Source organism: Nocardiopsis sp. FR4, assembly GCF_009830945.1.
In the GTDB taxonomy this organism is placed as follows: Bacteria; Actinomycetota; Actinomycetes; order Streptosporangiales; family Streptosporangiaceae; genus Nocardiopsis.
The window spans coordinates 1-24,698 of sequence record NZ_VWVV01000015.1 but is presented as its reverse complement, the minus strand read 5'-3'; the positions used below and the strand labels follow the sequence as shown (position 1 = coordinate 24,698).

Genomic DNA, 24,698 nt, shown 5'->3' with positions numbered 1-24,698 from the left:
ACCCGCCACCCGTGCGGGGCGCCCGCTCAGAGCATCTTGGCCAGGAACCGCCCGGTGTAGGACTCGGCGACCGCGGCGACCTCCTCGGGGGTGCCCTGGGCGACGACGGTTCCGCCCCCGGAGCCGCCCTCGGGACCCATGTCGATGACGTGGTCGGCGGTCTTGATCACGTCCAGGTTGTGCTCGATGACGATCACGGTGTTGCCGCTGTCGGTCAGCCGGTCGAGCACCCCCAGCAGCTTGCGGATGTCCTCGAAGTGCAGGCCCGTGGTGGGCTCGTCCAGCACGTACACCGTGCGCCCGGTGGAGCGGCGCTGCAGTTCGGCGGCGAGCTTGACCCGCTGGGCCTCACCGCCCGAGAGCGTGGTGGCGGGCTGGCCCAGCCGCACGTACCCCAGGCCGACGTCCTCCAGGGTCTGCAGGTGGCGCCGGATGGCGTTGATCGGCTCGAAGAACTCCAGCGCCTCCGAGATGGGCATCTCCAGCACCTCGGAGATGTTCTTGCCCTTGTAGCGCACCTGGAGGGTCTCCCGGTTGTACCGGGCTCCGTGGCAGACCTCGCAGGGCACGTAGACGTCGGGCAGGAACTGCATCTCGATCTTGAGCGTGCCGTCCCCGGAGCAGGCCTCGCAGCGGCCGCCCTTGACGTTGAAGGAGAACCGTCCGGGCTGGTAGCCGCGCGTCTTGGCGTCGGTGGTCTGCGCGAACAGCTTGCGGATGTGGTCGAAGACGCCGGAGTAGGTGGCCGGGTTGGAGCGCGGGGTGCGCCCGATGGGGCTCTGGTCCACGTGCACGACCTTGTCGACCTTGTTCATGCCGTTGACCCGCAGGTGGCGGCCGGGCACCTCGCGCGCCCCGTTGAGCTCCTTGGCCAGCGCCTTGTACAGGATCTCGTTGACCAGGGTGGACTTGCCCGAACCGGACACTCCGGTGACCGCGGTGAACACCCCCAGCGGGAAGGTGACGTCGATGCCGTGGAGGTTGTTCTCCCGGGCGCCCCGGACCACGAGCTCGTGTCCTCGGGTGAGCGGGCGGCGCTTGTCGGGCACCGCGATGGCGCGCCGCCCGGCCAGGTAGTCGCCGGTCAGTGAGTCGGGCGAGGTGAGCAGCTCGTCCACGATCCCCGAGACCACCACGTGGCCGCCGTGCTCGCCCGCGCCGGGGCCGATGTCGACCACCCAGTCGGCGGCGCGGATGGTGTCCTCGTCGTGCTCGACCACGATGAGGGTGTTGCCGATGTCGCGCAGCCGCTGCAGGGTCTCCAGCAGGCGGGCGTTGTCGCGCTGGTGCAGGCCGATGGAGGGCTCGTCCAGCACGTACAGCACGCCCACCAGGCCGGAGCCGATCTGGGTTGCCAGGCGGATGCGCTGGGCCTCACCGCCGGAGAGCGAGCCGGAGGAGCGGGCCAGGCTCAGGTAGTCCAGGCCCACGTCGAGCAGGAAGCCCAGGCGGGCGTTGATCTCCTTGAGCACCTGGGCGGCGATGACCGCGTCGCGCTCGGACAGGCGCAGGCCGGCCAGGAACGCGGCGCTCTCGCCGAGCGGCATCTGGGCCACCTCGGCGATGGATTTCCCGCCCACGGTCACGGCCAGCACGACCGGCTTGAGGCGGGTCCCCTCGCAGGTGGGGCAGGGCACCGTGCGCATGTACCCCTCCAGCCGCTCGCGCCCGTAGTCGCTCTCGGTCTCGGAGTGGCGGCGCTTGACCCAGGGGATGACGCCCTCGAACTCGGTGTAGTAGGAGCGGTTGCGCCCGTACCGGTTGCGGTAGGTCACGTGCACCTGGGTGTCGTGGCCCTCCAGCAGGGCCTTGCGGGCCCGGCGCGGCAGCCGCTCCCAGGGGGTGTCCAGGTCGAAGCCCACGGCCTCGCCGACCGCCGTGAGGATGCGCTCCCAGTAGCCGCTGTTGGGTCCGCCCGACCAGGGGCCGATGGCGCCCTCGGCCAGCGTCTTCTCCGGGTCGGGGACGAGCAGTTCGGGGTCGACCTCCATCCGGGTGCCCAGGCCCGAGCAGTCGGGGCAGGCCCCGTAGGGGGCGTTGAAGGAGAAGGAGCGCGGTTCGAGCTGTTCGAAGGACAGGTCGTCGTAGGGGCAGTACAGGTGCTCGGAGAAGACCTTCTCGCGCTCGGGGTCGTCGTCGGCCGCGTCCACGAAGTCCAGGACGATGGTGCCCCCGGCCAGTTTGAGGGCGGTCTCGACCGAGTCGGTCAGCCGCCCGCGGGCGGAGGCCTTGACGGCGAGGCGGTCCACGACCACGGCGATGTCGTGCTTGTCGTAGCGGCCCAGCTTGGGCGGCTCGTCCAGGCGCACCGCCTGGCCGTCCACGACGGCGCGGGTGTAGCCCTTGGACTGCAGGTCCTTGAACAGCTCGACGTACTCGCCCTTGCGCCCGCGCACGACCGGGGCCAGCACCTGGAAGCGGGTGCCCTCGGTCATCTCCAGGACCCGGTCCACGATCTGCTGCGGGCTCTGGCGTGCGATCTCGCGGCGGCACTCGGGACAGTGCGGAACGCCGATGCGCGCCCACAGCAGGCGCAGGTAGTCGTAGACCTCGGTGATGGTGCCCACGGTGGAGCGCGGGTTGCGGCTGGTGGACTTCTGGTCGATGGACACCGCCGGGGAGAGCCCCTCGATGAAGTCCACGTCGGGCTTGTCCATCTGGCCCAGGAACTGGCGGGCGTAGGCCGACAGCGACTCGACGTAGCGACGCTGGCCCTCGGCGAAGATCGTGTCGAAGGCCAGCGAGGACTTGCCCGAACCGGACAGGCCGGTGAACACGATCATGGAGTCGCGCGGCAGGTCCAGCGAGACGTCCTTGAGGTTGTGCTCACGAGCTCCCCGGACTACCAGTTGTTCGACCATCGAGTGAGACATCCTTCGGCGTTGGCGCACAGGACGCGGACCTCGTCGCGTGAGGCGGGCTGACCCGTGTGTGACTTCGCGGTGCGGCGGTCGAAGGCCTCCCGGCGCTCACCCCGGCCCTGGAGGCGGACCGTCGGGGGAACGCGGGGGAGGCCGCGCGGCTCCCTGCCAGCCTAACGACCGTCGGCGGCGGTTTCTTCCACCTGGAAAAAGCAGCGGCACCCCGGCGCCGGAGCGCCGGGGTGCCACCACTATAGACGAACAGTCGTTCGAATCCAGCCATCGCGCGCGAGTGTCCCCGACGGGGGCGCGCACGCCCGTCCGGTATCAGGAACGATCGCCCGCGGAGTCCTTTTCGGTCGGGACGGCGGGGTTGGCGCGCTCGTCGAACCGCGACTTGACGAGGCTGCCGACGATGGTGATCGTCATGATGCCGAGGATGACGGTCAGGGACAGGCCGATGCCGACCTCGGGTACGTGGACGCCGTTCTCGTGCAGCGCGTGCAGGATCATCTTCACGCCGATGAAGACCATGATCGCCGACAGGCCCCAGCTGATGTAGGCCAGGCGGTCCATCAGCCCGGCCAGCAGGAAGTAGAGCTGGCGCAGGCCCAGCAGGGCGAAGGCGTTGGCGGTGAAGACGATGTAGGCGTCCTGGGTCAGGCCGAAGATGGCCGGGATGGAGTCCACCGCGAAGACCAGGTCGATGACGCCGATCGCGACGATGACCATGAGCATCGGCGTGATGTGCCGCTTGCCGTCGAGCCTCACCGTGAGCTTGGCGCCGTGGTAGTCGTTGGTGACCGGCCAGAAGCGGCGGAGCAGGCGCACCGCCGGGGTCTGGGTGAAGTCCTTGTCCTCCTCGTCGCCCTTGACGTGGTCCCGGACGATCTTGTAGCCGGTGTAGATGAGGAAGGCGCCGAAGAGGTAGAAGACCTCGCTCCAGGCGTTGATGACCTGGGCGCCGAGGACGATGAAAATGCCGCGCATCACCAGCGCGATGACGATGCCGATGAGCAGGACCTCGTGCTGGTACTTCCGGGGCACCGCGAAGGAGCCCATCAGGAGGTAGAACACGAAGAGGTTGTCGACGCTCAGGCTCTTCTCGGTGACGAACCCGGCGAAGTACTCGGCGCCGGCGGCCCCGCCGCCGTAGTACCAGACACCGAAACCGAACACGATCGCGATGCCGATGTAGAAGGCCGCCCACCAGGCGGCCTGTTTCATGCCGAACTCCTGGGGGCCCTTCTTCTTGCTCCAGGGGTGGTCCACGATGGCCAGGTCGATCACCAGGATCGCGACCATGGCGCCGATGGTGGCAGCCCATACCCACAAGGGAACGTTCACGGGGTAACTCTCCTCCGGTCAGTGCGCGCGAGCCGTATGCACGCACGTCGAACCGCCGGAGGTCTCTCCCGTTCACGGCGAAGCCGTGAACCGACGGCACCGGGAGCACGACTCTGTACTCCGTGATGACGACACCGCCGCGACAGGGATACTCCCCTCACGTGCTTGACAAGGATACCGATGGTCACCAGATACGGCGCACACCGGACCGGCGGCAAGCATGGCACCGAAAACCGCCGCCCGGGAACCCCCACAGCGGTGACGTTTCCCGCACCCGGGGGACAGCGTTCCCGGATCCGCGGGCCGGGACACCCGCCGACGCGCACCGGCCTCAGCGCCCCAGGACCGACTTGTACACCCCGGCCGCCGCCTCCACCGCGTCCTCCTCGGTCGGCAGCGCCGCGGCCGCCCTGCGCGAGCGGGCCCGCAGGTCCTCGGCCAGCGCGGGATCGTCCAGCACCCGGCCCACCGCGGCCGCGAAGGCCGCCGGATCCCCCGGGGGGACCATCACCACGGTCCCCGTGTACAGGTCCGGGATACCGCCGACCCGGGTGGAGACCACCGGCAGCCCCGCGCGCAGCGCCTCCATGATCACCAGCGAGGGGCCCTCCCACTGGCTGGTCAGACAGAACACGTCCGCCGCCGCGAGCAGGTCCGCGACGTCCGTGCGGTGCCCCAGCATGCGCACGTCCGCGCTCATCTCCGCGGCCGTGTCGTGCAACCGCCCCCACAGGGGCCCGTCCCCGGCGATGGCCACCACCGGCTCGGGCACGCGGTCGGCGATCGCGGGCGCCGCCTCCAACAGCATGTCCAGCCCCTTCTGCTCCGCCAGGCGGGCCACGGTCAACAGCAGCGGGCGGTCCGGGCGCACCGCCAGGTCGGCCCGGGTGGCCTCGCGGCCGTTGAGCGGCGCGCCCGTCTCGGGCGCGGCCACCACCGCCAGCCGGGCCTCACGCGCACCGGCCGCGCGCAAACGCCTCACCAGGTCCCCCGACACCCCCAGCACCGCGTCCGCCCGACGGGCCACGATCCGCTCCAGCAGCGGGTAGGCCCCCGAGAGCGGCCCCCGCACCAGGGGCGGGGCGTTGTGCGCGGTGACCACCAACGGGGCGGCACCCGCCAGCGCGCACAGCGCACCGGCCCTGACCCCGTGCGCGTGCACCACGTCCGCCCCCCGGGTCAGCACGCGCAGCCGCAGCACCGCGCCGGGGTCACCCGCCGAGGGCGCCGCCCCGATCGGGACCGGACGGAAGCGCAGACCAGCCGAGGTGAAGCCGAACGCGCGCTCGGCCGAGGCCGGTCCCAGCACCGCCACCCGGTGCCCGCGTGCGCGCAGGCCCGCGCCCAGGGAGCGCACATGGCGCCCCACTCCCCCACTACTGGTGCCCACGACCAGTGCGATCCTGCTGCTCACCGCTTCCCCCTCCTGCGTTCGAGTACGCTCCTGGCCCGGTCGGCCACCGACCGCACCGCCGCCCGGTCCACCAGCGCCGCCACGGCCGCGTAGGCGGCCAGTCCGGCCGTTCCCGCCGCCGCGGCCGCCACCACCGCCTGCCCCACGTCGTGGGCGGGCAGCGCACCGGCCACGCCGCGGCCCACCACCCAGCCGACCACACCGCCCAGCGCCGCGGCCACCACCGAGCGCGCCAGTCCCGCCAGCGCGCCGCGCCCGTGGGTCCGCGCCACCCCGGCGCACAGCAGGACGGCGGCCAGGGTCAGCCCCAGGGTGCTGGCCGCACCCAGCCCCGCGATCACCCACCCCCGAGGCAGCACCCACACCAGCGACACCGCGCACACCATCACCACCATCCACCCCACCACCTGGGCGGCGGCGGCCAGACGTCCGTGGTGCGAGGCGTACAGGGCGCGGCTGAGCAGGGCCGCCAGGCCGAACCCCGCCACCCCGGGCGCGTAGGCGAGCAGGGCCCGCTCCAGGGCCACGGGGTCCTGCTGGGCGAGGACCCCCGCCACCGGCCTCGCGGCGGCGGCCAGGGCGGTGCCCACGGCGGCCGTGACCACCACGCAGGCGCGGGCTCCGCCCGAGACCAGCGCGGCGAACCCGCGGTGGTCGTGTTCGGCGTGGGCCACCGCCAGCGCGGGAAAGGCGCTGGTGGCGATGGGCACGGCGATCACCCCGTAGGGCAGGGTGAACAGGGCCCAGGCGTAGGTGTAGAGCACGGCCGCGCCCCCGCCGCCGCCCCAGTTGGCCAGCGCCACCGACAGCAGCAGGCACAGCTGCATGGCCGCCAGCGGCAGCAGCGAGGCCGCCGCCAGGGAGCGCACCCGCTCCCCCACCCCGCGCGGGAAGACCAGCCGGGGCCGGAGGCGCAGCCCCAGCCCGGCGGCCGGGCCCAGGACCGTGAGGAAGAGCGCGGCCACCCCCGCGGTGGTGCCCAGCGACAGGGTGAGCTCGGCCGCCGGCGGCAGGCCGGCGAGGTCGCCGCGGTACCCCGCGCCCAGCGGCACGAAGGCCAGGTAGGCGGCGATGACCACGAGGCTGGACACCAGCGGGGCCAGCGCCGGGGCGAGGAAGCGCCGGTGGGCCTGCAGCACGCCGTACAGGACCGAGGCCAGGCCGTAGAGGACGATCTGCGGGGCGAAGACCAGCAGCATCCGCGCGGACAGGGCCACCAGTTCGGCGCGGTCGCAGCCCGAGCCCGCGCCGAGCATCACCGACACCGCCGGAACCGCCACCAGGGCCAGCAGCGCCGAGAGGGGCACCGCCAGTAGCAGCACCCAGGTCAGGAGCGCCGAGGCGGTCTGGCGCACGTGCTCGCGGTCCCCGCGCTTGGCCGCGGCGGCCAGCACGGGGACCGCCACGGCGGCCAGCGCCCCGCCGAGGACGACCTCGAACAGGACGGCGGGAAGCTGGTTGGCGGTGACGTAGGCCGTTCCCAGGCAGGTGTCCCCCACCGTCTGGGAGAACACCACGGTGCGGCCGAACCCGGCCAGCCGGGCCGCCACGGTGACCACCGCGATGAGCGCCGCCGCCGCGCCAACCCCCCGTGTCATTCCGGCAAGCGTACGGGACACCGCGGCCGTCTCACCCGCGCCTGCCCCACCGGTCCAGGCGGCGCAGGGCCGGGACGCGGTCGATGACCCGGGAGAAGCTGACCCGCTCGCTGGCCAGGGTCAGGGCGGCCGTCCCCGCCAGCAGGGCGGCGCGCACAGGCAGCGGGGACCCGGCGACCGCGGCGGTGCCCAGCGCGGCTCCCAGCGCGTTGGCGCCCGCGTCACCGAGCATGCAGCGCTCGGCCAGCTCCTCGGGCAGCAGCACCGCCGAGGCGCCCGCCACCGGGCCGAGCAGGGGCGCGACCGGGGAGGCCAGGGCGGGGGCGGCGGCGATCAGGGCCACCTTGGCCGCGCGGCCGGGCCGCAGGTCGAACAGGTTGAGCAGGTTGGCGCTGGCCGCGATGAGCGCGCCGTCCACGACGGTCTCCAGGGGGGAGCGGCGCAGCAGGCGGGCGGCGGCGATGCCGGTGGCCCCGATGCCCGCCATCTTGACCATGCCGGTGGTGACCCGCCCCCGGGCGAGTGCGCCCAGGTGCCCGCGCAGCCCGCGCGCCCGCGCCGAACCCGCGAGGTCGTCGTAGGCGCCGAAGGCCGCGGCGCCCGACGCGGCCAGCGCGGCGGCGGCGCGCACGCGCGCGGCGGGCCCGGGCACCAGCAGGGTGGCCGCGCCCACCCCGCAGGCCAGGGCGGTGCCCTGGTGGAGGGTGACGGTGCGGCCCCGGAAGTTGACGCGTTCCCAGGGGCCCCGGGGGCGGGGGCTCCGGGTGAGCAGCGTGTAGCAGGCCCGGGCGGCGGCGGCGCCGATCAGGGCGCCGGCCAGCCCCTGGGCCAGGAGGCGGCCGGGGCGGGACGGGGGAACGGGGGACGTCACGGTGGTCACCCGCCGTCCCGGCTGGCGCGGCGGGCCTCGTCGGTGCCCCGGCCGTCGGTGGCACCGGCGGAGGGCTCCTCCTCGGAGGACTCCCGGTCCGAGGACTCCCCGTCGGAGGAGCCCCGGCCGCCGTCCCCGTCCGAACCGCCCCCGTCGGCGCTCCGGCGCGGCTCGGGCAGCGGATCGGGCAGGAAGCCGCGCACGCCCTCACCGACGCCGTAGGCCCCGCCGTCCTCCTCCAGGGCCTCGGCCAGGGCCAGGATGGTGACGACCTCGCCCATGGGGCGCCCGGCCGTGTCCACGGTGGCGAAGCGCGCCTCCTCCGCGCGCGCCTGGGCGATCATGCCCTGCCCCCGGGCGGAGGATCCGTCACCGGCCACGACGGCGGCTCCGACCTCCTCGTGCAGGGCGGCGGTGAGGGTGCCCAGGACGGCGTTGGCCTTGTCCTGGTCGTCGCCGCCCACGGCGGCGCCGGCCTCGGGCGCGATGACGAGCACGGCGTCGGCGGCCTCCGCGGGGGCGTCCTCGACCGTGAGCAACCCGCCCTCGGAGAAGGCCTCCAGCACGGCTTCGGGGTCGTAGCCGCCCGCGCCGCCGTCCCCCTCCTCCCCGGAGGCGGCGTCGGAGGGTTCCCCGCTCGCCGCGTCGGAGTCCTCGCCCTCACGGGAGGCGCTCTCCTCCGCGACGCCTCCCCCGTCGGCGGACGTCCCGTCCCCTCCGGCGGCCAGGGCGCGGCCGATCTCGGCGCCCGCCTTCTCGTAGGGGCTGCCGGTGAGGTCCTCGGGGTCGTGTGCGATCTGCAGGGACAGTTCGTCGATGAAGGTGGCGTTCCCGGCGTCCAGGAACGCCTCCGACAACTGGATGCGGGCGACGACCTCGCCATCCGCCTGCTCCACCCGGCGGGCCAGGGCGTCGGCCATCTCCGGGGCGGCTCCGGGGGCGCTCACCACGGCCACGCCCGTGTCGGCGAGCAGGTCGGAGAGCAGCTCGCCCGAGACCGCCTCGGCCATCTCGTCGGCGCCGGCGTTGACCCTGTCTGCCACGTCGCGCTCGGCGCGCAGTTCGTCGGCCTGCCCGCGCAGGTCGGCGGTCTCGGACTGCAGGGTGTTGAGCAGCGGGTCCTGGAGCATGGTGGTGCCCAGGACGAGTCCGACGGTGAGGGCGAGGAACACCCCGATGATGGACACCAGGTGGTAGCGGAAATCGATCACGTCAACAGCCCCGTCAGCCAGTAGGCGAACGCGTCCCAGCGCGCCGCGAGAAAGGTGAGGTAGACCTGCCCCGCCGGTGAGCTGTAGGCGGCGACCACGATGGTGAGCAGGCACGCGGCGACCAGTCCGAGCAGGGCCCAGGGGGAGATCCGCGACCGGTACAGGCGGCTCACCCCCTTGGCGTCGACGAGCTTGCCGCCCACCCGCAGGCGGGTCAGGAAGGTGCTGGCCATCCCCGAGCGGCCCTTGTCCAGGAACTCCTCCAGGGTGGCGTGGGTGCCCACCGCGACGATGAGCGCGGCCCCCGAGCCGTCGGCGAGCATCATCGCCACGTCCTCGCTGGTACCGGTCGCGGGGAAGACCACCGCGCCGTAGCCCAGGTCGGTGAGCCGGGCCAGTCCGGGCGCACGGCCGTCCCGGTAGGCGTGCACGACCAGTTCGGCCCCGCTGGCCAGGGCCCGGTCGGACACCGAGTCGAAGTCGCCGACGATGATGTCGGGCCGGTAGCCCGCCTCCATGACCGCGTCAGCGCCGCCGTCCACGGCGATGATGACGGGCCGGAACTCGCGGATGTAGGGCCGCAGGGCGGCCAGGTCCTCGCGGTAGTGGTAGCCGCGGACCACGATGAGGGCGTGGCGGCCCTCCATCCGGGTCTCGATGGCGGGGATGCCGACCCCGTCCAGCAGCAGGTCGCGCTCGTGCTGCAGGTAGGCCATGGTGTTGGCCGCGAAGGCCTCCAGCTGGGTGGCGAGCCCGGCCCGGGCCTCGGCCATGGCGGCCCGCACGGTCACGGCGTCCTGGAGGGTGCCGCGGGCCACGACCTCCTCCCCCCGGTAGAGGGTGGCCCCCTCCAGGCGGAGCCGCTCGCCGTCGCGGACCCGCGTGAACACCTCGGGATCGACGTCGTCGACGAGGGGGATCCCCGCCTCCACGATCATCTCCGGCCCCTGGTTGGGATAGCGGCCGCTGATACTCGTGGCGACGTTGACGACCGCCGACACGCCGCAGCCCACCAGGGCCTCGGCGCTGACGCGGTCCAGGTCGACGTGGTCGATGACCGCGATGTCGCCCGGTCGCAGGCGTTTGGTCAGGTTCTTGGTGCGCCGGTCCGAGCGTACGGGGGCGACCAGCCCTGTGGGAGCGTCCGCCCGGGTGCGGCGGAACCGCATGACTGTGGCGCTGAGCGTATCCGATACCTTCATCGCTGGCATACTGTCAGAACTCTGCTACGGAGAGTTATCACAGCTGTGAGATCGGCGTGTTACGGGTCAAGACCGCCCCGAACATCCCACACCGGGCACGGACACGGCCTGGCCCCCGCCCCTGCCCCACAACGGCACCGGCTCACACACCCCCGGGGCCCAGGCGGAACGCGCCAGCTGACGTCCCAGGTCAGGCGGCCGGGTAGGCCCGTTCCGGGTCGGCGTTGGTGAGCAGCTCCTCGGCGTGGGCCCGGCCCAGCTCGGAGTCCTCCAGGCCCGCCAGCATCCGCGACAGCTCCCGGACCCGGCCCCCGCGGTCCAACCGCACCACACCGCTCTCGGTGACCAGGCCCTCGGTGGACTTCTCCACCACCAGGTGGGCGTCGGCGAAGGCGGCGACCTGCGGCAGGTGCGTGACCACGATGACCTGGGCGCGCTGGGCCAGGCGGGCCAGACGACGGCCGATCTCCACCGCCGCCTTACCGCCCACCCCCGCGTCGACCTCGTCGAAGACGAACGTGGGAACCGGGTCGGCCCCGGCGAAGACCACCTCGATGGCCAGCATCACCCGGGAGAGCTCACCGCCGGAGGCGCCCTTGTGCAGGGCCAGCGGCGGGGAGCTGGGGTGCGGGGCCAGCAGCAGCTCCACCTCGTCGCGCCCGTACTGGCCGAACTCCTCACCGGTGGTGATCCGCACGCTCACCCGCGCGTGCGGCATCGCCAGCGCGGTCAGCTCCTCGGTGACGGCGGCCCCGAAGCGCTCGGCGGCCTCGGTCCGGATCCGGGTGAGTTCGGACGCGGCCCGGTCCATGCGCTCGTGCAGCTCCTCGGCCTCGGCGCGCAGGGCGTCGATGCGCTCGTCGTCACCCTCCAGGTCGCCCAGCCGCTTGGCCGCGTTCTCCGCCCAGGCCAGCACCTCGTCGGTGGTCGCACCGTACTTGCGCGACAGGGAGGTGAGCAGCGCGCGGCGCTCCTGCACCTCGGCCAGGCGGGCCGGGTCGGCGTCCACCGACTCGGCGTAGGAGGCCAGTTCGGTGGCGGCGTCGGTGAGGATGTAGGACGCCTCGTCCAGGCGCTCACCGATCGCGGCCAACTCGGCGTCGTGCTCGCGCACCGCCGCCACGGCCTGCCGGGCCGCGGCGAGCAGGGCGGCCACGTCCACCTCCACGTCCGAGGCCGGGTCCCCGGCCAGAGCCTCGTGGGCGGTGGTGGCGGCCACGCGCAGACTGTCGGCGTGGGCCAGCCGGGTCTCCTCGGCCAGCAGCTCGGCGTCCTCCCCGGGCAGCGGCTCGGCGGCCGTGATCTCCTCCACCCCGAAGCGGAGCATGTCCGCCTCCTGGGCGCGCTCACGCGCCCGCTCCACCAGCTCCTCCAGCTCCTCCGACACCTCCCGGTGGCGCCGGTAGGCCGCCGTGTACTGCTTGAGGACCCGGGACAGCTCCTCCCCCGCGAAGCGGTCCAGGGAGGAGCGCTGGCGGTCGGAGCGCAGCAGGCGCTGCTGGTCGGACTGGCCGTGCACGGCCACCAGGTCGTCGGCCAGGTAGGCGAGCAGGCTCACCGGGGCGGAACGGCCGCCCATGGTCGCGCGCGAGCGCCCCTCGGCCGAGACCGTGCGCGTGAGGATGAGGACGTCGTCGTCGATGTCACCGCCCGCCTCCAGCACACGGGCGGCCACCCGCCCGCCGGGAGGCACCGTGAGCCTGCCCTCCACCACGGCGCGGTCAGCTCCCGGGCGTACGCGCTGGGGGTCGGCACGACCGCCGAAGAGCAGCCCGAGCCCGGTGACGACCATGGTCTTTCCCGCGCCGGTCTCACCGGTGACGACGGTCAGACCCGGTGACAACTCCAAAACGGCGTCGTCAATGACCCCGAGTCCCTGGATGCGGACTTCTTCGAGCACCGATCCCTCTCCTGATAGTTGACGCCACTCCTTCACGCGCGTACACGCACGCGCGCACGGCGCACCGGGGCGTGCGGCCCCGGTCAGCGACCGTGCTCGCCCCGTCCCCGCCAACCGGCGACCGGCAGGCCGAACTTGGCCACCAGACGGTCGGTGAACGGCGCCCGGTGCAACCGGGCCAGCCGGACCGGCGTTTCGGCACGGGTGATCTCGATTCGTGCCCCTGCGGGCAGTTCGACCATACGTCGTCCGTCGCACCAGAGCACGCCCGGCGCCGTGTCCGGAACCACCTCCAGGGCCACCGTGGCCCGGGGCCCCACCACCAGAGGCCGGGCGAACAGGGCGTGCGCGCTGATCGGTACGACCAGCAGGGCGTCCACGTCCGGCCACACCACCGGGCCGCCCGCGGAGAAAGCGTGCGCGGTCGAGCCCGTGGGAGTGGCGCACACCACCCCGTCGCACGCCCAGCGCGACAGCGGGCGGCCGTCGATCTCCAGGACGGTCTCCAGGATGCGCCGCGCCTCCCCCTTCTCCAGGGTGGCGTCGTTGAGCGCCCAGGTCCGCACCGGCGGGGCCGCGTCACCGCGCCCCCCGTTGAAGACCGCCACGTCCAGGGTCATGCGCTCCTCGACGTCGTAGTCGCGGTTGACGACGCTGCGCACGGTCGCGCCGAGGTCCTCCCGCTCGGCCTCGGCGAGGAAGCCGACGTGGCCCAGGTTCACCCCCAGCAGGGGCACCCCGGCCGGGCGGGCGGTCTCGGCGGCCCGCAGCAGGGTGCCGTCACCGCCGAGCACCATGACCAGTTCGGCGCCCTCAGCGGCCTCCCCGGGCGCGACAACCTCGATCGGCGAGAGTACACAGCCCTCCGCCGCCAACTCCTCGACCTCGTTCTTGAGCATGCGCACGACCAGGCCGGCGCGGCTGAGGCCCTCGTGGACCAGCTGTGCGCTGCGTACCGCCGCGGGCCGACCGGTGTGGGCCAGCAGGAGAACACTGCGTCCGCTGGTCATCGCCGTCCCCTTACGTTCACTCCCCCGGCGGGGAGTCTGAGTGCTGACCGGGGTGTTCGCCGACCCGGCCGGGTCACGTTACCGGACTCCACAGACAGGCTGCCACGATCGCTAGCGGGGTCCCTCCCGCACGGCGCGGGCCAGCGCGTCCGGGTCCAGGGGCGGGGCACCCGCGCGCATCCACAGGAAGTACTCGACGTTGCCCGAGGGGCCGGGCAGCGGGCTGGCGGTGACGCCGACGGTGCCCAGACCCAGGGTCAGGGCGTGGGCCGCCACGTCCGCGACGGCCTCGGCGCGCAGCTCGGGCTCGCGGACCACTCCCCCGGCGCCGACCCGGTCCTTGCCGACCTCGAACTGGGGCTTGACCATGAGCACGAAGTCCGCCCCGGGCGCGACGCAGTCCCGGAGCGGTTCCAGCACCAGCCGCAGCGAGATGAAGGACAGGTCGCCGACGACGAGGTCGGGGCGCGGCTCGCCGATCTGCTCGGGGGTGAGCTCACGGACGTTGACCCGCTCCATCACCCGGACCCGGTCGTTGCTGCGCAGCGACCAGGCGAGCTGACCGTAGCCGACGTCGACCGCGGTGACGTGCGCCGCGCCCCGGCGCAACAGCACGTCGGTGAACCCGCCGGTGGAGGCCCCCGCGTCCAGGGCCCGCCGTCCGGTGACGTCGAGGGAGAATCCGTCCAAGGCGCCGATGAGCTTGTGGGCGCCCCGGGAGACGTAGGGGGGTTCGTCTGAGGGCGGCCGGACCACGATGGGCTGGTCCTGGCCGACCTGGGTCGCGGCCTTGGAGGCCACCACCCCCGCGACCTTGACGAAGCCGCCCTCGATGATCTCGGCGGCGTGCCCGCGGGAGCGTGCGTGGCCGCGGCGGACGAGCTCCGCGTCGAGCCGGGTGCGTTTTGCCATGGTCACCTAGGATACCGGGGCCTATCGGGGGGTCTTCGCGTCCTGGTCCAGCGCCCCGAGCACCCCGGACAGCTCCTGGTGCAGGGTGTCGAAGACCGCGACGTGGTCGGCCGTGGGCGCCGAGTCCAGCGCCCGCAGCCGCTCCCTGGTGCTGTCCAGGGTCTGCTGGGCCAGTGCCCTGGCCTGTTCCTTGGGGTCCATGGCTCTCCCGGTCGCTCTCTCGGATGCTACTTCTTCGTCGCGCCCTTGCCCTTGGTGGCGCGCTTGGTGCCCGTGCGCGGCCGAGCGGCCCGGGCGGGGGCCTTGGTCGCGGTGCGCGGCTTGGCCTTGGCGGCCGTGGCGGTGCCCCCCGCACCGCCCTCGGCCGCGGGGGCGTCGCCGTCGGCGTCCTCGGCCCGGGCGTCCTCGGCCCCGGAGCCCTCGGTTGCGTCCCCAGATCCCCCGGTTTCGGCGGCGGGCGCGGAGGGCCCGGAGCCGTCCGCGGACCGCGCCGTCGAGGAGCCGCCCTCGGTGGCCGCGGCGGGTTCGGAGGACTCGTCCGCCGTACCGGCCGAGGAGTCCCGCCCCGCGGAGGAGCCGTCCTGCGCGGGCCCAGCGGCGGGAGCGGGCCGCTGGAGGGCGGCGACCGATGAGGCGTCCACGGCGCCGGGGACGGCCAGGACCCGCTCGACAGCGTGGCGGGCGGCCAGGCGGCGTTCGAGTTCGGCGACCCGGCGCACCAGACGCTCGTGCTCGGAGCGCGGCACGACGTCCATGTCCTCCAGTTGGCGCTCGACCTCGGCGCGGACCAGGTCGGCCAGGGCCGCGCGGTTGGCCTGGCTGGTCCGCAGGAGCTCACCGGCCAGGGTCTGGATGCTCTGCCCCACCCGCGGCGGCAGGCTCTCGTTCTCCGCCGTGGCCGGAGCGGCCTGGCCGTCGGCCCTCAGCAGGGTCTTGGCCGCCGCCACGGCCTGCTTGCGCGAGAGTTCGGTGAGGCCACTGGCGGCATCGAGGTAGGTGCGTACCGCGTCGACGACCATGATTGACGTGCTCCTTGGTGGGACCGCAGAAGGGGAGGGCGAGGAGGGCGCGGGCAAGGCGCGCCACTGCGCGACCGGGGGGTGCCCGGTCAACGCTACCGGGGCCGGGCGACCATTGACACGCGAACTCCGGAGGTCGTTCCATTCGTCCCCTTGGGAACACCAGGACCGTTTTCCCGCCACGGGTGCGGCATGATGTGCCCATGAGCAGCATCGACGCGTGTCTGGCCGGTATCGAGAAGGTGAACCAGAGGATCCTGGACCAACCCGAGGAGGAGCGGCGCAGGCATATCCGCGAGCGCTCCCTCAGCGTGGTGGTACCCGACCTGGCCACCGCCTTCGACATGCGGCTCACCCTGGACGGTCTGGTCGACGTCGCCCCCCGCCCCGTCGACCAGCCCGCGCCCCGCCCCCAGGTGCGCGTCACCGTGGACAGCGACGACCTGGTGGCGCTGGCCGAGGAACGCATGGACGCGGCCAGGGCGCTGCTCGGCCGCCGGGTCAGGGTGGACGCCAGCGTCGGCGACCTGCTGCGGCTGCGACGCCTGCTCTGAGCGCTCCCCTGACGGAACGGACCCGGCCCACGGGGGCACGACCCGCGTGCCGTGCCGGGTACCGTGCTGGAATGCCACGCCAACCTCTCGAACTGGCCCCCTTCCGCGGTCTGCGCTACACCCCCTCGGACGTGGACCGGTTCCTCGACGGAGAGTTCGACCTCGCCCGGCTCCTGGCCCCGCCCTACGACATCCCCGACGCCCGGGAGGCGCGCGCCCTCCAGCGCTCCGACCCGCACAACGCGGCCCGGGTCACCCTGCCCTTCGAACTGAGCCGGCAGGACCCCGAGGGCTCCGTCCCCCGCCGCTACCGCGCCGCGGCCGAACTCCTGCACAGCTGGATCACCGGGGGCGTACTGGCCCTGGACCGGCGACCGGCCCTGTACGTGTACGAGCAGACCACCGCCGAGGGCCGGCGCCAGCGGGGCCTGGTGGGCAACCTCCGACTGCCCGAGGAGGGCACCGAACCCGCGGTGCTCCCGCACGAGGACGTCGCCGACCCCCCGGTGCGCGACCGGTTCAGCCTCATGGGCCTGGCCCGGGCCAACCTCGAACCGATCTTCCTCGTCTACCGGGGCGGTGGCGGCGCCGCCTCGTCCGAGACCGAGGCCGCGGGAGGCACACCGCTGGTGCGCACCCGCACCCGGGACGGCGCCGAACACCGCCTGTGGGCCCTGACCGACCCGGCCCGGCTGCGCCGGATCGCCGACGACCTGGCGGACCGGTCGGCCCTGATCGCCGACGGCCACCACCGCTACGCCGCCTACCGGCGCCTGCGCGCCGCACACGACGACCCCGGGTGGCGGTACGGGCTGGCCCTGCTGGTGGACAGCGACACCCACCCTCCCCACCTGGGCGCGATCCACCGGGTGCTGCCCGGGCTGGACACCGCCGGGGCCGTCGAGGCCGCCCGCGCGGTGGCCGCGGTGGAACCGGTCACCGGGGACCGCGCGCGTGCCCTCGCGGCGGCGGAGCACCCCGCCCTCGTCCTGGCCTCGGCGGAGGGCGGGGCCCACCTGGTGCACGGGTTCGACCAGGATGTCCTGGCCCGGGCCATGCCCCACCGCTCCGCCGACTGGCGCCGCCTGCCGACAGCCGCCCTGCACGAGGTGCTGATGCCGGTGTGGGGAGCCTCCGAGGAACGCGTGCGCATGGTGCACGACGCCCCGGACGAGGCGGTGGCGGCCGCACGCGACGAGAAGGGCACGGCCGTCATCGTGCCCGCACTGCGGGTGGACCAGGTGTACGCGGTGGCCGAACGCGGAGAACTGACCCCGCGCAAGTCCACCTCCTTCGGCCCCAAACCGCGCACCGGCCTGGTCATGCGCGTCCTGGACTGAGCCCGGCCCGGGCACGCCCGCCGCCCGTCGACACGGGCGGGTATCCGCTGGCCGAACCCCGGACCCGCCTGCCACCATGGCCGGACCAGCCCGCCCGCCCACCGAGGAGCCCGTCCACGTGCGCGCCCGATCAAAGCCACCGGAGCTCCCGCAGACCCGGGCGTCCCTGGCCCGCGACCTGACCGCCCTGGGGGTGGCCTCCGGCGACACCCTTATGGTGCACTCCTCCCTCAGCGCCCTGGGCTGGGTGTGCGGCGGAGCCCAGGCGGTCGTGCAGGCCCTCCTGGACGCCGTGGGCACCGCGGGGACCCTGGTCGTGCCCACCCAGACCATGGACAACACCGACCCCGAGCGGTGGCGCGACCCGCCGGTCCCCCGGGAGTGGTGGCCGGTCATCCGGGAACACACGCCCGGCTTCGACCCCCGGGTGACCCCGAGCCGGGGCATGGGCCGGATCGCGGAGATGGTGCGCACGTGGCCGGGAGCCGTGCGCAGCGCCAACCCGCAGACCTCCTTCGCCGCCCTGGGAACCCGGGCCGCCGACCTGATGCGACGGCACCCGGTGCACTGCCGGCTGGGTGAGGAGTCCCCTCTGGGAGCGCTGGAGGCCGCCCGGGCCCGGGTGCTCCTGCTCGGCACCGGGTTCGGCTCCTGCACCGCCTTCCATTTGGCCGAGTACCGGGCTCCGCGACCCCGCCTCGAGGAGTGCGGGAGCGCGGTGCGCACCCCCGACGGCGGACAGGAGTGGGCCACCTTCGCGGACGTGTACCTGGACGAGTCGGACTTCACGCGGATCGGCGCCGACTTCGAGGACACCGGCGCGGTGGTCTCGGGAAGCGTGGGCGAGGCGACCAGCCGACTCTTCTCCCTGCCGCGGGCGGTGGCCTTCGCCACCACGTGGATGACCGTCAACAGGAACGACTGAACCCACCGCGGCCCGAACACGTCGGACGTCACACCTCCCGGCACCGGCCCCGCGACCGCCGCACCGCGGCCTCCCCCACCGCGGACAACGGCCTCCGCCACCGCGCGGACGGCCGTCAACGGAAACGACCGGACCCGACGGCCCCCGCCCCCGGCGCGGTCCGGCCCCCCGTACGGGTCATAGCCTGGAACCCGACCGCTCCCGCCGCACCGAACGGGTTCTCCACCATGCCGCTGCTCTCCGCAGACCGTCCCCTGAACGAGGTCCACGACGCGATGCTCCTGGACCTGGACGGGGTCGTCTACATCGGCCCCCGGGCCGTGCCCGCCGCACCCGAGGCGGTGGGCAAGGCGCGGGCCGCCGGAGCCCGGGTGGCGTTCGTGACCAACAACGCCGGGCGCACCCCGGCGCGGATCGCCGAACACCTCACCGAGATCGGTGTGAGCGCGGCCCCCGAGGACGTGGTGACCTCCGCCGAGGCCGCCGCCCGCCTGATCGGGGAGCGCTACCCGCGGGGTTCGGAGGTGCTGGTGGTGGGCGACACCGCGCTGCGCCAGGCGGTGCGCCGGATGGGACTGCGACCGGTCTCGGTGGACAGCGCCTCGGTGGTGGCCGTGGTCCAGGGCTACGCGCGCACCCTGTCCCGCGACCTGCTCGACCAGGGCGCGCTCGCGGTCCGGCGCGGCGCCTTCTACGTGGCCAGCAACGCCGACGCCACCGCGCCCAGCGCCTGGGGCATCACCCCCGGCAACGGTTCCTTCGTGCGGGTCATCGCCCACGCCACCGGGGTCGAGCCGGTGATCGCGGGCAAGCCGATGCTGCCGCTGCACCGGGAGGGGATCCTGCGCACCGGTGCGCGCAACCCGCTGATCGTCGGCGACCGGCTGGACACCGACATCGAGGGGGCGACCGCGCACGGAGCCGCCGGGCTCCTGGTGCTGTCGGGGGTGACCACCCCCCTGGAGGCCCTCGCTGCGCCCGAGCACCAGCGCCCCCGCTACCTGGCCTGGGACCTGTCCGGGATGAACCAGACCCACCCGGCGGTGGTACGGGAGGGGAACCGGACCCGCTGCAACGGATGGACGGTGACCGTCGCCGACGGCGCACCGCGGCTGGAGGGTTCGGGAGAGCGCCTGGACGGACTGCGCGCCCTGTGCGCGGCGGTGTGGGAGAACGGCTCGGTGGACCCGGCGGGAGCTGCCGCACGCGAGGCGCTGACCGTCCTGGGCTGGTGAGTCGCGCCGCGGCCTCACCGCCCGGCCTCCCCGCGTCCCGCGGCCGGCCGTACCAGGTGCACGGCCCGCGCCTCCACCTCGCAGACACTGCGCACCAGGCCCTCGCGGCCACGCCAGGTACGGCGGCGCAGCTCCCCGCTCGTCTGGACCACGTCGCCCAGACGCCAGGAGCGGATCTGCCCGTGCAGGGCCCGGTCGAAGCTGGTGCAGGTGATCGAGTCGACCCGGCGCCCCCCGTAGCGGCTGTCGGAGGGCCGGACCACGCAGATGCGCCAGGTGGCCAACCGGTCACCGCTGGGCAGGTCGCGCAGACGGGGCGGAGCGGTGATCCGCCCGGCCACGAGGACCTCGTTGCGGTGGCCCGTCTCCGCCCGGTCCGGGGGAGGGGAAACGGGACGGGCGTCCGGCGCCTCCGTGGCGGAGCGCCGTTCCCGGGTCGGGCCCGGGCCGGGCCGTCGGGTGTCGGGCGGAGGGGTGCCCCGGTGCGGGGCGGCTGAGTCCTGCTGCACGGGTACGTCCTGCCTGGGCTGCTGGGCGGGCGGGAGGGGGACACGACGCGGCTGCGGAGCGCGGACGGGGCCCGTGCGCTGGTGGGGCGTCGTGCACCGTTCTCAGGATCCTCCGGCCGGCTCCGCGGAGGAAGGCCCCGCACGGTGCTGTGGACAAGTTCCCGGTGCCGACGCGGAGGAAGCCAACCCCGCTCCGACCTGTCATGACACCCTTGTCCTAGAGTCGGGTTCGGTTCGATTCGGCTTCCGCCGAGCCGCACGACGACCGAGGAACAGGGGTGCTTGCAGTGCACGACGACGTGGACGTGAGCGGTCTGCCCGAGGGGATCACCCCGCTGGGCGACGACATCTTCGCCATCGACACGATGCTCGCCGGGTACCCGGGGATCGTGTCCAGCTACCTCATCCGCTCCGAACGGCCCTGCATCGTCGAGGTCGGCACCGCCGGTTCGGCGCGTGTCCTGCACGAGGCGGTCACCAGGCTGGGGCTGGCCCCCGGGGACCTGGCCACCATCGTGGTCACCCACATCCACCTGGACCACGCGGGCGGCACGGGCGACATGGCCGCGCTCTTCCCCAACGCCGAGATCGTCGTGCACGAGCGCGGCGCGCGCCACCTGGCCGATCCGAGCCGGTTGATGCGCAGCGCCGCGATGGTCTGGGGCGACCGCCTGGACACCCTGTTCGGCCAGATGAGGGCCACCGAGGCCACGCGGATCAGGTCGGTGGCCGAGACCGGGGAGATCGACCTCGGCGGCGGGCGCAGGCTGGTGACCCACTACGCACCGGGCCACGCCAAGCACCACATGGGCATGGTCGACACCCTCACCGGCGACCTGTACGTCGGCGACGCCCTGGGCGTGTACAAGCCGCTCACTGGAGAGGTCAGCCCGGCCACGCCGCCACCGGACTTCGACCTGGAGGCGTGCCTGACCACTCTGCGGCTGTTCGGGGACATCGGCGCCCAGCGGTTGATGTTCTCCCACTTCGGCGCGGTCACCTCGGTGGCCGAGACCCTCGACCGCGCCGAGTCGGAACTGCGCCTGTGGGTGGAGACGGTGCGCGAGTCCCACGGCACCAGCGGCGACCTGGACCACGCCATCGCCATGGTCCGGGACAAGGTGATCTCGCGCTACCGGCCGCTGCCCCCCGGGGCCGCGCCCGAGACCGCGGCGGTCCTGGACACCCTCGCCGGCCCCGAGACCAACGTGTCCGGCATCGTCCACTGGCTGGACAGGCTCGCCCGGGAACAGGCCGAGGCCCGGCGCGCGGAGGGGGAGGAACGCGGGTAGCGGCTGCGCGGCCCCCCGAGGGGCCCGCCCGTGCGCGGGGGCGGCTCCCACACGGACGGGTGGGCGCCCCGGCCTCTGGGCCCGGGGCCGCCCGGTACGGCGGAAAAACCCGGTGCGGCCCGCGTGGTGGCCCGCCTACGCTCAGCGCATGACGATCGAGATCCTCGCCATGCGGCGCTCCGACGTTCCCCGGGTCCTGCCCCTCGTGCACCGCGCCCACCCCTGCCGCGCGGTGGTCGGGGAGGCCATGCTGCGGCGGCACGACCAGCCGGCTCCGGGCACTGAGGAGACCGGCCTGATCGCGGTGGAGGACGGGACCGTGGTCGGCTTCCTGCGCTCGGTCCTGCGCCGCGACGATGGCGGAACCGCCCACGGCCGGTCCTTCCTGGCCACCGTGGCCGACTCCCACCTCGACACGGACGTGGGCTCCCGGCTGCTGGAGGCCTCCGAGCGCGTTCTGCTGGACCGCGGTGCCGGGACACTGCGGGCCGAGGCGGCCGAGGAGGGCGTGCAGCGGGGCGGCGAGGGCTTCCGGCGGGCGGTGCTCGACCGGGGCTACGTCCCGGAGGACACCCACCGCGTCCTGGGCCTGGACCTGTCCGGGCTCCCCGGCCCCCCGCCCGCTCCCGCGGGCGTGGAGTTGCGGCCCTTCACCGACTACGCGGCCGACCCCCGCCCCCTCTACGAGATCGACAGGCTCACCAGCCTGGACGAGCCGGGCGCCGGGGCCCGCTTCCCCTCCTATCCGGAGTGGCGGGAGAGCGTGTGGGACCATCCGCTCGCCGCCCTGGACCTGTGCCTGCTCGCCCTGGTCGGGGGCGTACCGGCCGCGATCACCTGTTTCCTCTCCGGCGGCGGCCGGCTGGAGTCGTCCATGACCGGCACCCTGCGGGAGCACCGGGGACGGGGACTGGCCGGGTACGCCAAGACCGTGGCCCTGCACCGTGCCCGGGACCGGGGGCGCCGCCCACGACTACACCGGGAACCACGCGGACAACGCACCGATGCTGGCCATCAACGAAAGACTCGGATACACCGTCGTCGGAACCGAGACGCACTACGTCAGGCGTCCCGGGGGCTGAGCCGTTCCGGGGGCGCCCCCGGCAGGTCCAGCACGCGGAGCAGGTGGGCGTAGAGCCCGTCCGCCCAGGAGAGTTCGTGGTCGGGGGGCAGGAGGTCGAAGGCCCGTACCTCCACGGTCTCGAACTCCCCGGTGAGCGGTCGCAGAGCGTTCACCCGGGCGTGGGTGACCACGGTGACGTGCCCTCCGGACAGGACGTAGTAGCCGACCGGGGTGATCTCTCCGAGGACGGCACCAGCCTCCTCCAGGGCCTCGCGGCGCGCGGTGTCGGCGACGCCCTCCCCCGGTTCGGCGTGGCCGCCGGGGAACTCCCAGGCGCGGTGCCGGTTGCGCACGAGCAGGGGCCGCTCCCCCGCGTAGGTCAGGCACACCACCGAGTCGTGGCGCTCGGGGAGCACACCCAGGTACACCAGGGCACCGCCGAGCGGCGGTGTGCCGCCCGGCGGTGCCGTTCCCCCAGCGCCGTGGGACGGGGTCAGTCCCGGCCCCCCTGGTCGCGGCCGCGCTCCGGGTCGCGGTAGCCGCGACCCCGGTCCCCATAGTCGCGCTCCCGTCCCCGGTCGCGGTACTCGCCGTCACGGCCCCGGTCGCGGTAGCCGCGGGCGCGTTCACCGTGGTCGCGTTCACGGCCTCGGTCCTGTCCGCGGAACTCACGGTCCTCGCCGGGGGACTCCCCGGCCTCTGGCGCCTGAGCCTCCTCGTCGGGCTCCTGCTCCTCGGCGTCGGTCCAGACGATGCCGTCCTCGGCGTCGAAGTCGACCAGCTCCATGCCCTCCAGCGCGGCGAGGCGTTCGTCGGCGTCGGTGACCCCGTCGCTGTCCACGGCCGAGGCGCGCGAGAAGTACTCCCGGGCGTCGTCCTCGCGGCCGAGCTCCTCCAGCACGTCGGCGTAGGCGTAGAAGAGGCGGGCGACCCAAGGCCTGGCCCGCCGCTCCTTGAGTTCGGGCACCTGCAGTTCCGCCAGTGCGGCCTTGGTGTCGCCCATGTCCCTGCGGGCGCCGGAGGCGACGATGCGCAACTCGATGCGGTCCGCGGTATCCAGGTCCTTGGCCGCCGGGTCGTTGGCGAGTTCCAGGGCCCGCTCGGGGCGTCCCAGACCGCGCTCGCAGTCGGCCATGAGGGCGAGGAAGTTGTCCCGGCCGCTCATCCGGCGGGCCGCCCGCAGGTCCGACAGCGCCTCCTGCCACTTGCCCACCGTGTAGGCGGCGACGCCGGAGGCCTCGCGCACGCTGGAGAGGCGGGAGGCCTTGCGGCGGGCGTAGACGGCGTGGGCGTAGGCCCGTTCGGGGTCCTCGTCGAGGAACATGCCCGCGGCGACGATGTGCTTGCCGATCAGTTCGGCCAGCGACTTGGGCAGCGAGTGCAGTTCGCGCTTGGTCTCGTCGTCGAGCTGGGAGTAGCTGGCCTCCTCCGGTAGCTGGGGAGCGATGTCCGCCGGGTCGCGCTCCTCGCGCGGAACCCGTCGGCTGTCCTGCCGGTCATCCCTGCCCCGGTAACCGCCGCTCCGCCGGTCGTCCCGACCGCGGAAGCCGCCTTCCCTGCGCTCACCACCGCGGAAACCACCGCCCCGGCGGTCGTCTCGCCGGTCCCCGCCGCGGAAACCGCCCCGGTCCTCACGGCGGTCCCCTCCGCGGAAGCCACCGCGGTCGTCGCGCTCCTGGGAACCGCCGCGGCCGCGGTCGTCACGGCCGCGGTCGCCGCCACGGTCGCGATCGTCCCGGCGGTCACGGTAACCGCCGCGATCACGGTCGTCGCGACCACGGAACTCTCCGCGGTCGTCCCTACGGCCCGCGCGGCGGTCGTCGCCGCTCCGCGAGCCGTCCCGGCTCCGGTCCCCGCCGCGGAAGCCGCCCCGGTCGTCACGCTCCCGGAAGCCGCCACCGCGACGGTCGTCGCGTCGCTGGTAACCGCCGCGCTCGCCACGGCCTCTGTCGTCTCTGGAGCCGCTGTAGCCGGACCGGGCGCGGGGTCCGTCACCACGTCCCCGACCACCAGGCCCACCGGAGCGGTAGCCGCCTCGCTGCTCGTTCGCTCCGGAGTCCTCGCGGTCTCCCGATCGGCTGTCCTCAGTCATCCAACCCGTCCGTCAACACTCAAAAGCGCTGCCACCTTGTTCAAGTAGCAGCGCGTCATAGTACTCGTACCGTCCAGCTTACGACATGGAGTCGCCGCTCACCGCCAAAGGACGAGTGCCCAAAGTCCCACCCCGAAGCCGCCGGTGCGGGCGGTTCCAACCCGTTGCCCGTCACGGGTCACGCCCGCGGGAATTCACAACCGCACAACCCCCCGGCACAAAAAAAGGGGGCCGCCCACAAAGGACGACCCCCCCACAACAAACCGTGGCAGCAACCTACTCTCCCACCCCACCACAGGGCAGTACCATCAGCGCAAAGAGACTTAACGACCGGGTTCGGAAA

The 24,698-nt window shown here is 73.8% G+C and carries 21 protein-coding genes; 6 read left to right on the top strand and 15 right to left on the bottom strand.

Annotation, left to right across the window (positions count from 1 at the left end; translation table 11 throughout):
• Positions 1–26 precede the first annotated feature (26 nt).
• The 12 genes from uvrA to FYW95_RS15600 form a co-directional block, all read right to left on the bottom strand.
• Positions 27–2,861: an excinuclease ABC subunit UvrA gene (gene uvrA, locus FYW95_RS15655; RefSeq protein WP_159943731.1), complete on the bottom strand. Its 2,835-nt coding sequence runs from the start codon at positions 2,859–2,861 to the stop codon at positions 27–29.
• 327 nt (positions 2,862–3,188) lie between these two features.
• Positions 3,189–4,208 (bottom strand): TerC family protein, encoded by a 1,020-nt coding sequence (locus FYW95_RS15650; protein WP_159943732.1) that lies wholly within the window; start codon positions 4,206–4,208, stop codon positions 3,189–3,191.
• Between the two features lie 331 nt (positions 4,209–4,539).
• Positions 4,540–5,622: a glycosyltransferase family 4 protein gene (locus FYW95_RS15645; protein ID WP_159943733.1), complete on the bottom strand. Its 1,083-nt coding sequence runs from the start codon at positions 5,620–5,622 to the stop codon at positions 4,540–4,542.
• A complete protein-coding gene (gene murJ, locus FYW95_RS15640; protein WP_160050450.1) occupies positions 5,619–7,220 on the bottom strand; it encodes a murein biosynthesis integral membrane protein MurJ in 1,602 nt (533 codons plus the stop codon). The genes FYW95_RS15645 and murJ overlap by 4 nt, the downstream gene beginning before the upstream one ends.
• Positions 7,221–7,251: 31 nt before the next feature.
• A complete protein-coding gene (locus FYW95_RS15635; protein ID WP_236572201.1) occupies positions 7,252–8,091 on the bottom strand; it encodes a hypothetical protein in 840 nt (279 codons plus the stop codon).
• Positions 8,092–8,096: 5 nt separating this feature from the next.
• Positions 8,097–9,302 (bottom strand): copper transporter, encoded by a 1,206-nt coding sequence (locus FYW95_RS15630; RefSeq protein WP_160050449.1) that lies wholly within the window; start codon positions 9,300–9,302, stop codon positions 8,097–8,099.
• Positions 9,299–10,471 carry a putative cytokinetic ring protein SteA gene (gene steA, locus FYW95_RS15625; protein WP_159943758.1) on the bottom strand — a complete coding sequence of 391 codons (1,173 nt, stop codon included), beginning with the start codon at positions 10,469–10,471 and terminating at the stop codon, positions 9,299–9,301. The genes FYW95_RS15630 and steA overlap by 4 nt, the downstream gene beginning before the upstream one ends.
• Positions 10,472–10,694: 223 nt before the next feature.
• The gene (gene recN, locus FYW95_RS15620; RefSeq protein WP_159943736.1) at positions 10,695–12,404 is read right to left on the bottom strand and encodes a DNA repair protein RecN; all 1,710 of its coding nucleotides are present in this window, start codon (positions 12,402–12,404) and stop codon (positions 10,695–10,697) included.
• Positions 12,405–12,487: 83 nt separating this feature from the next.
• A complete protein-coding gene (locus FYW95_RS15615; protein WP_159943737.1) occupies positions 12,488–13,414 on the bottom strand; it encodes an NAD kinase in 927 nt (308 codons plus the stop codon).
• A 111-nt stretch (positions 13,415–13,525) separates the two neighbouring features.
• Complete coding sequence (locus tag FYW95_RS15610) at positions 13,526–14,326, bottom strand: TlyA family RNA methyltransferase (RefSeq protein ID WP_159943738.1); 801 nt, start codon at positions 14,324–14,326, stop codon at positions 13,526–13,528.
• Between the two features lie 21 nt (positions 14,327–14,347).
• Positions 14,348–14,527 carry a hypothetical protein gene (locus FYW95_RS15605; protein ID WP_159943739.1) on the bottom strand — a complete coding sequence of 60 codons (180 nt, stop codon included), beginning with the start codon at positions 14,525–14,527 and terminating at the stop codon, positions 14,348–14,350.
• A gap of 26 nt (positions 14,528–14,553) precedes the next feature.
• The gene (locus tag FYW95_RS15600) at positions 14,554–15,345 is read right to left on the bottom strand and encodes a coiled-coil domain-containing protein (RefSeq protein WP_159943740.1); all 792 of its coding nucleotides are present in this window, start codon (positions 15,343–15,345) and stop codon (positions 14,554–14,556) included.
• Positions 15,346–15,548: 203 nt separating this feature from the next.
• On the opposite strand from FYW95_RS15600, the gene FYW95_RS15595 reads away from it, so the two are divergent.
• From FYW95_RS15595 to FYW95_RS15580, 4 genes are all read left to right on the top strand, one after another.
• On the top strand, positions 15,549–15,899 hold the full coding sequence (locus FYW95_RS15595; RefSeq protein WP_159943741.1) for an SCP2 sterol-binding domain-containing protein: 351 nt from the start codon (positions 15,549–15,551) through the stop codon (positions 15,897–15,899).
• 71 nt (positions 15,900–15,970) lie between these two features.
• Complete coding sequence (locus tag FYW95_RS15590; RefSeq protein WP_159943742.1) at positions 15,971–17,239, top strand: DUF1015 family protein; 1,269 nt, start codon at positions 15,971–15,973, stop codon at positions 17,237–17,239.
• 76 nt (positions 17,240–17,315) lie between these two features.
• Complete coding sequence (locus FYW95_RS15585; protein ID WP_201294880.1) at positions 17,316–18,164, top strand: AAC(3) family N-acetyltransferase; 849 nt, start codon at positions 17,316–17,318, stop codon at positions 18,162–18,164.
• 227 nt (positions 18,165–18,391) lie between these two features.
• On the top strand, positions 18,392–19,399 hold the full coding sequence (locus FYW95_RS15580) for an HAD-IIA family hydrolase (RefSeq protein WP_159943743.1): 1,008 nt from the start codon (positions 18,392–18,394) through the stop codon (positions 19,397–19,399).
• Positions 19,400–19,413: 14 nt separating this feature from the next.
• Here the strand turns inward: FYW95_RS15580 and FYW95_RS15575 are convergent, their stop codons facing one another.
• Entirely contained in the window at positions 19,414–19,908 is a 495-nt protein-coding gene (locus tag FYW95_RS15575) for a single-stranded DNA-binding protein (RefSeq protein WP_159943744.1), read from the bottom strand.
• A 287-nt stretch (positions 19,909–20,195) separates the two neighbouring features.
• Between FYW95_RS15575 and FYW95_RS15570 the strand changes: the two genes are divergently transcribed.
• Together FYW95_RS15570 and FYW95_RS15565 are read left to right on the top strand one after the other, a co-directional pair.
• Positions 20,196–21,200: an MBL fold metallo-hydrolase gene (locus tag FYW95_RS15570; RefSeq protein ID WP_201294888.1), complete on the top strand. Its 1,005-nt coding sequence runs from the start codon at positions 20,196–20,198 to the stop codon at positions 21,198–21,200.
• 148 nt (positions 21,201–21,348) lie between these two features.
• The gene (locus FYW95_RS15565) at positions 21,349–22,335 is read left to right on the top strand and encodes a GNAT family N-acetyltransferase (protein ID WP_370462406.1); all 987 of its coding nucleotides are present in this window, start codon (positions 21,349–21,351) and stop codon (positions 22,333–22,335) included.
• On the opposite strand, the gene FYW95_RS15560 is transcribed toward FYW95_RS15565, so the two are convergent.
• The gene (locus FYW95_RS15560; RefSeq protein ID WP_159943746.1) at positions 22,263–22,691 is read right to left on the bottom strand and encodes an NUDIX domain-containing protein; all 429 of its coding nucleotides are present in this window, start codon (positions 22,689–22,691) and stop codon (positions 22,263–22,265) included. The two genes, FYW95_RS15565 and FYW95_RS15560, sit on opposite strands and share 73 nt — an antisense overlap.
• A 65-nt stretch (positions 22,692–22,756) precedes the next feature.
• Positions 22,757–24,355, bottom strand: coding sequence for a hypothetical protein (locus tag FYW95_RS28245; protein ID WP_236572194.1), 1,599 nt, complete (start codon positions 24,353–24,355; stop codon positions 22,757–22,759).
• Positions 24,356–24,698: the final 343 nt, after the last annotated feature.